The organism is Algoriphagus sp. NBT04N3 (assembly GCF_019443765.1).
Lineage (GTDB): Bacteria > Bacteroidota > Bacteroidia > Cytophagales > Cyclobacteriaceae > Algoriphagus > Algoriphagus ornithinivorans.
In genome coordinates, this window is record NZ_CP048415.1 from 3,885,040 (window position 1) to 3,897,691 (window position 12,652).

The 12,652-nt window shown below is 40.5% G+C and carries 12 protein-coding genes; 5 read left to right on the forward strand and 7 right to left on the reverse strand.

The annotated features are described in order from the left end of the window. Window positions 1-71 precede the first annotated feature (71 nt). The 4 genes from GYM62_RS16875 (at window position 72) to GYM62_RS16890 (ending at window position 4,928) form a co-directional block, all read left to right on the forward strand. Window positions 72-1,145 (forward strand): anhydro-N-acetylmuramic acid kinase, encoded by a 1,074-nt coding sequence (locus GYM62_RS16875; protein ID WP_219957270.1) that lies wholly within the window; start codon window positions 72-74, stop codon window positions 1,143-1,145. 74 nt (window positions 1,146-1,219) lie between these two features. Continuing rightward, entirely contained in the window at window positions 1,220-2,446 is a 1,227-nt protein-coding gene (locus GYM62_RS16880) for a Glu/Leu/Phe/Val dehydrogenase dimerization domain-containing protein (protein ID WP_219957271.1), read from the forward strand. Between the two features lie 183 nt (window positions 2,447-2,629). Beyond that, window positions 2,630-4,150, forward strand: coding sequence for a sodium:proton antiporter (locus tag GYM62_RS16885; protein ID WP_219957272.1), 1,521 nt, complete (start codon window positions 2,630-2,632; stop codon window positions 4,148-4,150). 190 nt (window positions 4,151-4,340) lie between these two features. After that, a complete protein-coding gene (locus tag GYM62_RS16890; protein ID WP_219957273.1) occupies window positions 4,341-4,928 on the forward strand; it encodes a hypothetical protein in 588 nt (195 codons plus the stop codon). Between the two features lie 10 nt (window positions 4,929-4,938). Here GYM62_RS16890 and GYM62_RS16895 read toward each other — a convergent pair whose 3' ends face one another. Then, a complete protein-coding gene (locus tag GYM62_RS16895; RefSeq protein WP_219957274.1) occupies window positions 4,939-5,529 on the reverse strand; it encodes a DNA-3-methyladenine glycosylase I in 591 nt (196 codons plus the stop codon). Window positions 5,530-5,620: 91 nt separating this feature from the next. On the opposite strand from GYM62_RS16895, the gene alr reads away from it, so the two are divergent. Continuing rightward, window positions 5,621-6,775: an alanine racemase gene (gene alr, locus GYM62_RS16900; protein ID WP_219957275.1), complete on the forward strand. Its 1,155-nt coding sequence runs from the start codon at window positions 5,621-5,623 to the stop codon at window positions 6,773-6,775. Here the strand turns inward: alr and purU are convergent, their stop codons facing one another. The 6 genes from purU to GYM62_RS16930 all read right to left on the reverse strand — a co-directional run bounded on the left by purU (window position 6,776) and on the right by GYM62_RS16930 (window position 12,642). Then, entirely contained in the window at window positions 6,776-7,630 is an 855-nt protein-coding gene (gene purU / locus GYM62_RS16905; RefSeq protein ID WP_219957276.1) for a formyltetrahydrofolate deformylase, read from the reverse strand. Next, window positions 7,627-8,370: a shikimate dehydrogenase gene (locus tag GYM62_RS16910; RefSeq protein ID WP_219957277.1), complete on the reverse strand. Its 744-nt coding sequence runs from the start codon at window positions 8,368-8,370 to the stop codon at window positions 7,627-7,629. The genes purU and GYM62_RS16910 overlap by 4 nt, the downstream gene beginning before the upstream one ends. Further along, window positions 8,367-9,302: a DUF368 domain-containing protein gene (locus tag GYM62_RS16915; RefSeq protein WP_219957278.1), complete on the reverse strand. Its 936-nt coding sequence runs from the start codon at window positions 9,300-9,302 to the stop codon at window positions 8,367-8,369. Before GYM62_RS16915 ends, GYM62_RS16910 begins: the two co-directional genes overlap by 4 nt. A 49-nt stretch (window positions 9,303-9,351) precedes the next feature. Next, a complete protein-coding gene (locus GYM62_RS16920) occupies window positions 9,352-10,122 on the reverse strand; it encodes a phosphosulfolactate synthase (RefSeq protein WP_091653522.1) in 771 nt (256 codons plus the stop codon). Window positions 10,123-10,139: 17 nt separating this feature from the next. After that, complete coding sequence (locus tag GYM62_RS16925; RefSeq protein ID WP_091653520.1) at window positions 10,140-11,555, reverse strand: lipopolysaccharide assembly protein LapB; 1,416 nt, start codon at window positions 11,553-11,555, stop codon at window positions 10,140-10,142. Window positions 11,556-11,688: 133 nt separating this feature from the next. Next, window positions 11,689-12,642: an NAD-dependent epimerase/dehydratase family protein gene (locus tag GYM62_RS16930; RefSeq protein WP_219957279.1), complete on the reverse strand. Its 954-nt coding sequence runs from the start codon at window positions 12,640-12,642 to the stop codon at window positions 11,689-11,691. Window positions 12,643-12,652 lie beyond the last annotated feature (10 nt).

Below are 12,652 nucleotides of genomic sequence, written 5' to 3' on the forward strand. Positions count from 1 at the left end.
TAAAAAAAGAGGACTTTTTCCAGTATCTAAAATTATCTTTGAATCGTCCCTGACTTAACAAACATTAACCCATGAACGCAAAGAGCTTCCAACTAATAGGCTTGATGTCCGGTACTTCCGGAGATGGATTAGACCTTGCCTACTGCGAATACAAAAAGAGTGATAACTGGACTTTCGAAATTTTGGAAGCTTTGACTATTCCATTTCCTGAAAACTTGGGACATCAATTATCCAAATCACACCTATTAACAGCGAATGAACTGGCAGTTTTAGATGTGACGTTTGGAAAATGGATGGGGGAACAAGTAGCCGCTTTTTGCAAAGAACGAGAAATTACTCCTTTTGCTCTTTGTTCACATGGTCATACGGTATTCCATCAGCCAAACCTTGGACTGAGCTTGCAAATTGGCAATGGATGGGCCCTTCACCAAGCTTCAGGATTGACAGTGGTCAATGATTTCAGAATGCTAGATATACAACTAGGAGGTCAGGGAGCTCCATTGGTACCTATAGGTGATGAATTACTTTTCCCTCAAATGGACTTCTGCATTAATCTGGGCGGAATTTCCAACATAAGTATGAAGCAAAATGAGCAAAGGGTAGCTTTTGACATGAGCCCTTTCAATATTTTGTTAAATCCAATTGCCCAAATTTTAGGAGCTCCTTATGATAAAGGTGGTCAATGGGCATCTGAGGGTAAGGTATCAAATACACTTCTCGATAAGCTGAATAAATTGCCCTTTTACTCCAAAAAAGGAGCAAAATCCTTGGGAAGGGAAGATATGGAGCAGGATTTTGAACCACTAATCAAAAATTCAGGCTTAGCCCCAAAGGACCTATTAGCCACTTTGATTGAGCACTACGCTCTGCAAATCAGCCAAGTAATAAGAGACTATTCCCAGGTAGAAAATCCCCAGGTTTTGATTACAGGTGGAGGGGCCTATAACAGCTATTTTATCCAGCGATTAGACGCTCATTTAGAGGGACAATGGAATCATTTTCAAGCTTCATCTGAATTGATTGAATTCAAAGAAGCCTTGATTTTTGGTTTTCTGGGACTCCTTAGATTGCTGGGAGAGGAAAATTGCCTCAGCTCTGTCACAGGAGCTAGAAGAAATTCCTCTGGAGGAGTGATTTATAGCTAACCCTCCATACAATCTACTCTAGGAGGCGCTGGATATTTTTCTATTTTTGCGCTGCGAAGTAAACCCAAATAAACATGCAGGAATTATTAAAGAAGTTTGAAAATAAAAAACCCGAAATCATTTTCGAGTGGTCAGACTCTGAGTCTGAAGCGGAAGGTTGGGTAGTCATCAACTCCCTGAGAGGGGGAGCTGCCGGAGGAGGAACCCGAATGCGAAAAGGCTTGGATAAAAGAGAAGTAGAATCACTTGCCAAGACTATGGAAGTGAAATTCACTGTGTCAGGTCCAGCCATAGGAGGAGCAAAGTCCGGAATTAATTTCGACCCTAAGGACCCAAGAAAGGATGAGGTATTGAGAAGATGGTACAAGGCAGTCACTCCATTACTGAAAAACTACTACGGAACTGGCGGGGACTTGAATGTGGATGAAATTCACGAAGTAATTCCAATTACTGAGTCTTTTGGAATCTGGCATCCACAGGAAGGTGTGGTCAATGGACATTTTCATGCTACCGAGCCTGAAAAAATCAGAAAAATTGGTCAGTTAAGACAAGGTGTTTCCAAGGTTTTAGAAGATCCTCATTTCACTCCAAACGGTCCTAAAAAGTACACAGTAGCCGATATGATTACCGGGTACGGAGTGGCTGAGGCAGTGCGTCATTATTATAAAATTTGGGGCGGAAACCTCAAAGGAAAGCGTGCAGTCATCCAGGGCTGGGGCAATGTAGGAGCCGCTGCAGCATGTTTTCTGGCAGTAGAGGGAGTTAAAATAGTCGGCATCATTGACCGTGATGGCGGTTTGATCAAAAAAGAAGGATTCTCTCTTGATGAAGTAAGAGAGTTATTTATAACCAGAAATGGCAATCAGTTAATCGCTGACCAATTGATTCCTTTTGATATGATTAATGAAGAGATTTGGGATCTGGAAAGTGAAATCTTTATCCCTGCCGCGGCATCAAGACTGATTACTAAAGAGCAGTCAGAACGAATGATCAAAGCAGGGTTAGAAGTGATTTCCTGCGGAGCCAATGTACCTTTTGCAGACCCGGAGATTTTCTTCGGACCTATTGGTGCATGGACAGATCATCAAGTTTCCGTGATTCCGGATTTCATCGCGAATTGTGGTATGGCAAGGGTATTTGCTTACCTCATGAGTGATCAAGCAGAAGTAACCGATCAGGCAATTTTCAAAGATGTAAGCAAGACTATTGAAAAAGCCTTGAAAAAGACTTTTGCGGAAAATCCAGGAAAAACTAAACTGGCTGAAAGCTCCTTTAAAATAGCTTTGGGTCAACTCGTGTAAAACCATTCTTTAGCTTTGCCCAGTTGGAGTTAATTTTTGATTAAATCCGCTGGGCAGCTTTTTGATGGTTGTGCGGTTTGACGCAAAATCTGTAGTTTAGCAAATCCCTATTACAGACTGTCAAGCAAAAAATATTTGCTTAAATTAACCGAAAAGAACACCCAGCATACCCCTGTTATTCACATGAAGAATTTTATCCTTGGCATCTCCTTACTTTTCGGAATATTATTTTTTCCCGGAATGCAGGCATCCCAGTGCCTGGCTAAGGAGAGCTCTAATGAAACTAGGCTAATTGCACAAGCTGAGCAGGTAGATGCTGATCATGAGGCAGCTAGCGTTCACATAGAAGAAGCACACGAAACCGAAGTCCACCATACACCTCCGGGATGGTTAGTCATTCCTTTTGTGGCTCTTCTTCTGATGATTGCTACGGGGCCATTGTTCTATGAGCATTTCTGGCATAAAAACTATCCCAAAATTGCGGTTGGCTTGGCTGTTCTAGTGGTTTTATACTATCTATTTGTATTAGAAAATGTACACGGGCCGGTTCACGCCTTGGCCGAATATGTTCAATTTATTGCCCTTTTGGCCTCTCTGTACATTGCCTCAGGGGGTATTTTGATTGAAATTGACAAAAAAGCTACACCTCTTGCCAACGTATCTTTGCTGCTGATAGGAGCATTGGTTTCCAATTTGATTGGAACGACTGGGGCTTCCATGCTTTTAATCCGTCCTTTTATTCGATTGAATAAAGGCAACATTCAAGCTTACCATATCATCTTCTTTATTTTTATGGTCAGCAACATCGGGGGGTCTTTGACACCTATTGGTGACCCTCCCTTATTCCTAGGCTTTTTGAAAGGTGTTCCATTCTTCTGGACTTTAGAAAACAACTGGGACAATTGGCTATTTGCCCTACTGATTTTAGCGGCCGCATTCTATTTTGTCGATCGCAAATTTGGAAGAGCAAATGATGACAGTGAAATGGAAGAGGTAACCTATACCAATAAATTCTCCATGATTGGATTGAAGAATTTTGGATGGTTATTCATTGTGATTTGTTCTGTCTTCCTCGACCCAAACGTACTGGACTGGGTTCCTGCTATCCACTATGATGGACAAAAATTCTCTTTTCTCAGAGAAATTATCATGCTTTCTGTAGCCTTCCTTTCCTATCGATTTGCAGATCAACGAGCGATTAAAGGCAATGAATTCAACTTCGAACCAATCCGGGAAGTTGCGTTTATTTTCATCGGTATTTTCGGAACCATGATGCCTGCTTTGGAATTGGTGGGTGATTTTGCGAAATCTCCTGAAGGAGCTGAATTAATCACCCATAATACTTTGTATTGGGGAACAGGTATTTTATCAGGCTTTTTGGATAATGCCCCAACATACCTGAATTTCTTAGCAGCAGCAATGGCTTCAGAGGGAGCTTCGATCAACAATATTCAGGAAGTAAGGCAGTTTGCTGCTGATGGTTATCCTGATTCATCTTTCCAGCTAATGGCTATTGCCATCGCCTCTGTATTTTTTGGAGCTATGACATACATTGGTAATGGACCTAACTTCATGGTAAAGTCAATCGCTGAACAAAGCGGGATCAAAATGCCATCCTTCTTTGGCTACATCATCCGCTTCTCCCTGCCTATTTTATTACCTATCCTGTTTTTGGTATGGTTGGTATTCTTTGCTTTTGCCTAAAAGCAGACCCCTTTTGCAAAATGTCAAGAGACTAAGAGGAGTTCCTTTTTCTCTCATGAAGGAGGTTCTCTAACTGATATTTGAATCGTAATTTTGAAAAAATTTCTTAGTTTAGATAAAGAAAACCCTTGTCTCTGACCCAAAAACTAGTAACTTAGATTCATCTGAAAATGAATGAATTGCGATAGTTATGAAAGCTGCCAGAAATTTTTCCCTGATTCTTTTTCTTTTCCTGTTGGTTTCCTGCAATGCCGAGGAAGACTTCCTTCCCAAAGGAAGCCAACTTCTTTTGAATCCCAATTTATCCCTGTATCCAGATAATGTTTCGCCTTGGACACCATTGACCTCCAATACAGTTCAGTATGGAGTGAGCAGGGAAGTATTCTTGACTGGAAACCGATCTCTTTTTATCGAAAATAAAGAAAGATCAACTGCCCATGCTGCAACTTGGATTCAGACTTATACCGGACCCATGCCTGCTCCCGGGAGCACAGTTGAGCTTTTAGCTTTTGTAAAGGGAGAAAATGTAAGGGATTTAACTTTAGGAGGAAGAGTGCACATTGGAATACAGATTTTTCCCAGAATAGCATTTGATCAAAGCAAAAGTGCTTCCGCCACAAATGAAGAGCTTTTTCAAGGTGATTTTGATTGGTTTTTATTGAAAGCCACCTTGGAAAATTTTCCAAAAGATGCAGAAAAAATTCAGGTTGGTTTATTTGTACCCGACTTAACTTTAGGGAAAGTATATTTTGATGAGATTAATCTAATTGTAAGGTAAAAGTCCAAGCTTAAGACCCTTGCAGTTTTTTCACTTCACTATGCCGAAAACAATCGACCAAATGATCATTCACTAAGCCAGTTGCCTGCATGTGGGCGTAGATTGTTGTGGAACCCAAAAATTTAAAGCCTCTTTTCTTTAGATCCTTAGCCAATCGGTCGGATTCAGCTGAGGTAGCAGAAGCATCTTTCATACTTTGAAGCTTGTTTTGAATAGGTTTTCCTCCTACGAAAGACCAGATATAATCTGAAAAAGAACCGAACTCTTGCTGTACCTCCATAAAGCGTTGAGCATTATTGATAGCTGCTTTAATTTTGAGCTTATTTCGAATAATTCCCGGATCGTGGAGCAATTCTTCTACATAGGAATCGGGAAAGTCAGCGACCACTTTGTAATCAAAATCGGCAAAAGCATTTCTATATCCCTCCCGCTTTTTCAGGATCGTTGCCCAGCTCAATCCTGCTTGGGCAGACTCCAAAACCAGGAATTCAAAATGAATCTTATCATCATAAACAGGAACTCCCCATTCTTCGTCATGGTAGCTAACATATTGATCAAATCCCAAACACCAAGGGCAGCGAATTTTCGATTGAGTGTCCATTTGTAAAAGCTTTAGGAATAAATGTAGGGAAAATTGGGAATTGGAATCAAGCTGACTTAATTTTTGGCCCGGTTCAAAAAAACCAAGAATTATGATTGCTACCTCCTTTTTGGAAATCAGCGCAAAAGCCTATAGACAAAACATCAAATACATTCGCTCAGAAATAGGGGAAAAGCCTACTATTTCTGCAGTGGTTAAAGGAAATGCCTATGGGCATGGAATTGAGCAAATGGTAGGAATAGCAGAAAAAGCAGGTATCAGGCATTTCAGTGCTTTCAGCTCGGATGAAGCTTGGCTTGTTAAAAAGCATTCTACCAAAAATTCTGAGATTATGATTCTGGGGATGTTGTATGAGGAAGAAATGGAAGATTTGATCCGAGCTGGGATCAATTTTTATGTTTTTGATTTTTACAGGCTGGAAAAGGCAATCTCTATTTCAAAAAGAATCAAAATTCCTGCAAAGATCCATGTTGAAGTTGAGACAGGATTTCACAGAACAGGGTTTGACTGGGAGGATAGAGAAAAGTTGGTTCAAGTGTTGAAAGAAGCCAAAGAACATGTGATTTTAGAAGGACTTTGCACTCATTATGCAGGAGCTGAAAGCGTGAGCAATTTTGTGAGGGTGAAAAATCAGATTTCAGTCTATTATGAGTTTAAAAACTATCTCTCAGAAAACTATCTCTTTTTCAACAGGTACCATACTGCCTGCTCTGCAGCCACTTTGATTTTTCCGGAAACCATCATGGACATGGTGAGAATCGGCATTGCCGGTTATGGTTTTTGGCCAACCAAAGAGACGTATTTTGCCAAATTGAAAGATCTTCCAAGCAATAATAAAAACCCATTGAAAAGACTGATTACCTGGAAGAGTTCTGTCATGAGCCTGAAAAAGGTAGAAATGGGAGAGTTTGTTGGGTATGGCAATAGTTTCATGGCCCTTCATGACATGCAATTGGCCATCGTGCCTGTCGGGTATGGCCATGGATACAGTAGGTTACTTTCCAACTCAGGACAAGTCCTTATAGGCGGGCAATTCTGTCAAGTGGTGGGAACGGTTACCATGAATGCCATCGCAGTGGATATTACTAAGGTATCGGGAGTTCAAACAGGGGATGAAGTGGTAATGATTGGAAAGCAGGGGAAAAAAGAAATTACTGTTGCTTCCTTTTCGGAGTCTACCCAGCAGGTGAATTATGAATTGCTAACAAGACTTCCCAAAGATATTCCCAGAAAGGTAATTCCCTAATCAATAAAAGATCACTGTCTTATTTTTTACAACAAGGACCTTCCTTTCCAAATGATATTTAATGGCCTTGGAGAGAACTACTTTTTCCACGTCTTGGCCAATTTGTACCAATTCAGAAATCGTATTATGGTGGCGAACGCGTGCAACTTCCTGTTCTATAATCGGTCCTGCATCCAATTCTTCAGTCACATAATGAGCAGTGGCCCCAATGATTTTTACGCCTCTTTCGTATGCTGCGTGATACGGTTTTGCTCCAATAAAAGCAGGTAAAAAAGAATGATGGATATTGATGATTCTATTGGGAAATCTTTCAATCAACTTCCCTGACAAAATCTGCATGTACCGAGCCAACACAATAAAATCTACCTGATTTTCCTCTAAGAGCTCCAGTTGCTTGGCCTCTGCTTCCTCTTTGTTGGAGTTGTTGACAGGAATATGCTCATACTTAATCCCAAAGGACTCTACTACCTGTCTCAGATCGGGATGATTGGAAACTACCAAAGGGATATCCATTTCCAACTGACCCGCATGATGCCTGCCCAAAATATCAAAAAGGCAATGTGAGAGCTTACTCACAAAAAGAGCCATTCTTGGTTTGGGAAAATTAAAATGAAGCCTAAAGTCCATCCCAAATTTTCCAGCGACCTCTTCTTCAAACTTTTGCTTGATTGATTCCTTGGAAATGGAAAAGCTTTCAAGTTCACAGGCTGCTCTCATAAAAAACATCCCCAGCTCCTCATCCACATGCTGATCTACTTCTAAAATATTCCCCTCATATCGAAACAAAAATTGGGAAACAGCTGCTACTATTCCTTTTTGATCTTTGCATTGAATAATGAGGATAGCCTTTTTCATGATTTCTCATTCCATATTTTCCAGGCAGCTTCTGCTTGAAGCTCTAACATTTCCAATCCATTTTTGGCTTTTCCTCCATTTGAAAGACAAGCTTTCATGAGGGTAGTTTCTGAAGGATTATAAACCAAATCAAAAACCCAGTGCTCAGAGGACAATTGTGACAAAGGAATAGGAGGAAATCCTTCTGTTTTGGGATAAGTGCCTAAGGGAGTACAATTGATCAACAAATGATGATCAGCCATGTAAGATGGGTTACCTTCTAAATCCTGATAGCTAATTTGTTGATCCGCTGGATTTCTGGATACAGATAGGAATTCAATTTCCAAATCATTGAGGGCTTGCTTAATTGCCTTAGAAGCTCCACCAGTTCCCAAAACCAAAGCTTTGGGTCTTTTTGGGCCCAACCATTTTTCTAAGGAACCTTTGAAGCCAAAGTAATCCGTATTGTATCCAGTCAGTTTTCCGGGCTCAATTTTAATACAATTGACTGCACCGATTTTCTCACAGGCAGGATCAAGAGCATCCATCCAAGGGATTACTTGCTCCTTGTATGGGATGGTCACTGACATCCCTTCCAATTCGGGGTTTTCCTTTAAAACTTTGGAAAAGTCAGTAATCTCAGGGATTTCATATAGGTCAAAGTGACAGTTAGAGATTTGTTCTTTTTCAAATTTTTCTGTGAAGTACTTCTTTGAAAAAGAATGACCCAATGGATATCCGATTAAACCGAATTTTCTCATGATTTCTTGAGATAAGCGGCCAACAAATCAATTCCCAAAACCAATACAATTCCCCCAACAAAGCCAAATATGGCCCATGTTAAATTGGGCTCAGCACCTACCTGAGCCAAATATTCTGAAGGCCAAATATTTTCAGTTAAAAAGGGTTTTTCTTCTCCGGAAGAGGAGGTTCTGTATTGAGTAACCACTTTCCAAGGCCATAATTTATTGATGGAACCCAACATAAACCCTGAAAGTAAACCTATGGTAGTGGAATAGAATTTTCTAAGGAGCCAAGAAACAACTCTACTGAATGAAAGAAGACCCACAATACAACCTGAGGCAAAAATTCCCAATGTGAGAATATCTTTTTCTGAAACTGCTGCCAATATTGTTTCATATTTTCCCAAAATCAGCAAGATGAAACTTCCGCTAATCCCCGGAAGGATCATGGCGCATATAGCAATAGCTCCGGCGGCAAAAGTAAACCAAAGCGCATCGGGAGAGGTGGTCGGAGGAAGGCCTGTTACCCACCACGCCAAAGCTGTTCCTATCAAGAGAGAAATTATCACTCCCAAATGCCAGCGTTTGATTTCTTTCAAAATAATGAAAGCACTAATCAGGATCAATCCACAGAAAAATGACCAAAGCGGGATGGGATGTTCATCCATCAGCCAGGTTATCAATTTGGAAAGTGTGAAAATTGAGGTCATGATACCCAGCAAAAGACTGAGTAAGAAGCTACCATTTACAGATTTGTAAAATCCTTTCAACTCAAATTTGAGCAGAAGTTTCAGGTTATCCCCTGTAAAGGCATTGATACTGTCCAGCAAACGCTGATAAATACCTGTGATCAAAGCTATGGAACCACCTGAAACACCAGGAACAATATCCGCGGCGCCCATGGCCATTCCTTTCAAATAAGTCAGCAGGTAAATTTTGAGCTTTTTCATTTGATAAAAATAAAGGCTGAAAGATTCACTCGATCAGCCTATTAAATTTTTAAAGTTTGATTTCTCCTAAAAAGTGATCGAATGTATCACCTCTCAAGCCTAGTCGAATGGTTTCCAAAGGAATCACCTCAGAAGGGGAAATATTTCCCAAATTAACATTCGCTCCTAGTAATTTGATAAACCAAACCTGCTGAGATTTGATAGGTGCTTCCCAAAGGATTTTTTCTTCAGGGATTTTTGTCAAAATTTCTTCGACCAAACCTTGTCTTACTTCCCCGGAGTCACGGAATAATCCCACATTTCCTCCTTCTCTTGCTTCTCCGATTACCTTCCACGCACCTGCATCGAGTTCAGTTTGCATCTGTTCAATCCACTTGTATGGAGGGATGATTTTAGCAGCATCTTTAGAACCTACTTCTGAAAGTACGGTTACCTGCTTTGCCAAAGTGGATATATACTCACACTTTTTATCATGATTTAGAGATATCGATCCGTCAGAAACTTCAGCAAACTCTAAATTATATTTATCTAATACTTTTCTGTAGTCTTCAAACTGTCCTCTTACGATAAAAGCTTCAAATAAAGTTCCTCCAAAATAAACGGGAATCCCAGCTTCTTTATAAACCGCCAGTTTTTCACTCAATTGTTTGGTCACATATGATGTGGCCCAACCTAACTTTACAATGTCAACAAAATCAGAACAGCTATCTACAAAGTCTTCTGTTTCCCTAAGGCTAAGTCCTTTGTCCATAGCCATAGTAAATCCCGTGGTACGCGGCTTTTCAGTACGTACAGGGATATTCTTTAGCACATAATTCATTTACTTGATTTTAAGGTTTAAGGCAAAAGTTTATCGTCCCGGTATTGCGCAATCAGCTTGTAGATGGCTTTTTGCTGCTTCAACTCAGGCATCAAATCGTACAAAACCGTATGCCGATCAAAGTCCAAAGTTAAAGCATTTTCCAAATATGAAAACGCTTCTTTGTAATTGCCTAATTTGATCTGGTAAACTACCATGCGATAATAGAGCTCCGCTTCCTCGGGCAACTCCTCAATTCCTTCGCTGATTACGTCTACAGCCTCCTCAAATCTATTTTGGTCGTAGTAAATCACAGAGAGATTCACATAGGTCTCCATGATTCCGGGTTCTAGGTTAATAGCCTCCTCATAAGCCTCCGAACTGGCCTGGAGATTTCCAAGGTTAAATTCAGCATCGGCCAGACCAACCCAATAATTCGCATTTTCCTTACTGAGGTTGAGGGCTTTTTTGAAATAGTGGATGGCCTCAAAGAATTTTTCCTTCTTTAGCATGCACATTCCCAATCCAAACCAAGCATCATCATATTCCTCATCCAACTTTGCTGACTTTTTGAAATATTTAAAAGCCTCATCGATTTTGCCCAGCTTCTCATATGCAGCGCCCATATAGCAACAGTTCTCTGCATTCGCCCCTTCGCAATTGATGGTATTTTGATACGCTTCTAGCGCCAATTCATATTGATTGGTATTCATCAGCGCATTTCCCAAATTGAAATAAGCTGAAGCGAAACTATCGTCTATCAAAATGGCATAATCATAGGCTTTGATAGCATCTTCAAACCTTCCCAAGCGATTATAAACTACGCCCAAATTATACCAAGCCCCTGCACTATAGGGATCCTGGTCTATAAATTCTTGGTAAAACTGAAGGATTTCATCGAATGAACCCTCTTCTTCCGTAATCATAGCAAGCTGAAAAAGAGCATCTTCGTGGTTAATGCGGATTTTTACGGCTTCCTTAAAATAATGGCTGGCCTGCTTATTATCACCTTTGGCTCGGAATAGATTTCCCAGAGAATAATAAACCTCTGCCTTATCCTCTGCCATGGGTAAATATTTCTCCAATAAGTCTACGCCCTCTTGAGGATTCCCGGCCAAAATGTGCGCATTGGCTAAAGCAAGGACGATTTCCTCATTATTAGGTGAAATATTGTTGATGTTTTCCAGGATACTCAAACCCTCTTCCAGCTCATCGTTGAAGATCAGGCATTGAGCTTTGAGCAATTTGATTTCCACAGAAAAAGGGAATTTTTCCAAGGCAAACTCGGAAGCCCTTAATGCTTTCAGAAATTTTTGCTGATCAAAATAGAAGCGGATAATATCCTCCAGTTCTTCTTCATCGAAAAACATATCGAGGTTGGATTTCAGGGAATTTTCAAAGCGCTCCACGAGCTTTTTGTCTTCTTCCCAATCGTGATCGTGATCTCCGGTCATTCGAATGTGTTAAGGTTTACTTAAGATACCAAATAAAACGGTCTCTCAAAACGCTGAAATGTTAATTTTTTTCAAGTGATATAAAGGCCTTCCCAGCGCAAGAAAGGGATAACGAAGCCTTTCCGAAATTAGTTTACTTTGCCCAGGAAAAGGTGTCTTCCAAAGATTTGAATTCAAAGTCTAAAAGTTGCACTGCTTTACTGCCATCAAATGTAATTTTTTGGGAAGCAATTTTCGCAGTTTTCTTATTTAAGGGATTGTCAGTAAGTCCCAATTTTCTTCCTATTCCTGTAAAAAATACGGCTAGATTTAAGATTAGGCCTTTGGCTGGTTTGGTTGGGGCTGATTTTTGAAAAACCGTAGCCATCTTTTCAAAAAAGTCCCGGAAAGGAATGCTTGCTGCATTAAGGATAAAACGCTCTCCCCAAGCTTCCTTTTGAATCAATTTCCGGATCATCTCTGCAGCATCCCGAATGTCCAGGTAATTGATGTTTCCAGTAGGATAAAAAGAATTTCCCTTCAAAATAAATTGATAAACAGATGCGCTGGATCGCTCATCCTCCACCTTGGGCAAAAGAACAGATGGATTTACTACCATCACATCCAACCCTTCCTGAGCTCCTCTCCAGGCTTCCAATTCACCCCAATATTTCGAAACTGCATATTCTGTGTTTAGCGGTGACTCTGTCCACTTGAAATTTTCGTCAATTATTTTTGCTTCAATACTTCTGCCGATCGCAGCTACTGAGGATACATGAACCAACTTTTTCACCCCTGTATTCAGCAGGGCATTAATCAAGTTTGCTGTACCCTCCACATTGACATGATATAAGCGATCAGTATCTGCAGGGTTAAAGGAAACCAAGCCGGCGCAATGCACCACAAGGTCTATTTCCTGTAAGGCTGATTCCAACGCATCCATATCTGCCAAACTTCCCTCATGCCAATGAATTGGAAAATCTAAGCCTTGGATCAATTTATCTGAAGATTGCTTTCTTCTGAGCCCATGAATTTCACCCAAAGCACGAAGTTCTTTAGCTAAATAGCTGCCCAGCAAACCTGTGATTCCGGTAATAAGAATTTTCATGCTTTTTTTA

Bases quoted from the DNA above. Each gene is read 5' to 3' on its own strand.
- GYM62_RS16875 (WP_219957270.1), top strand. From the start codon at position 72: ATGAACGCAAAGAGCTTCCAACTAATAGGCTTGATGTCCGGTACTTCC.
- GYM62_RS16880 (WP_219957271.1), top strand. From the start codon at position 1,220: ATGCAGGAATTATTAAAGAAGTTTGAAAATAAAAAACCCGAAATCATT.
- GYM62_RS16885 (WP_219957272.1), top strand. From the start codon at position 2,630: ATGAAGAATTTTATCCTTGGCATCTCCTTACTTTTCGGAATATTATTT.
- GYM62_RS16890 (WP_219957273.1), top strand. From the start codon at position 4,341: ATGAAAGCTGCCAGAAATTTTTCCCTGATTCTTTTTCTTTTCCTGTTG.
- GYM62_RS16895 (WP_219957274.1), bottom strand. From the start codon at position 5,529: ATGGACACTCAATCGAAAATTCGCTGCCCTTGGTGTTTGGGATTTGAT.
- alr (WP_219957275.1), top strand. From the start codon at position 5,621: ATGATTGCTACCTCCTTTTTGGAAATCAGCGCAAAAGCCTATAGACAA.
- purU (WP_219957276.1), bottom strand. From the start codon at position 7,630: ATGAAAAAGGCTATCCTCATTATTCAATGCAAAGATCAAAAAGGAATA.
- GYM62_RS16910 (WP_219957277.1), bottom strand. From the start codon at position 8,370: ATGAGAAAATTCGGTTTAATCGGATATCCATTGGGTCATTCTTTTTCA.
- GYM62_RS16915 (WP_219957278.1), bottom strand. From the start codon at position 9,302: ATGAAAAAGCTCAAAATTTACCTGCTGACTTATTTGAAAGGAATGGCC.
- GYM62_RS16920 (WP_091653522.1), bottom strand. From the start codon at position 10,122: ATGAATTATGTGCTAAAGAATATCCCTGTACGTACTGAAAAGCCGCGT.
- GYM62_RS16925 (WP_091653520.1), bottom strand. From the start codon at position 11,555: ATGACCGGAGATCACGATCACGATTGGGAAGAAGACAAAAAGCTCGTG.
- GYM62_RS16930 (WP_219957279.1), bottom strand. From the start codon at position 12,642: ATGAAAATTCTTATTACCGGAATCACAGGTTTGCTGGGCAGCTATTTA.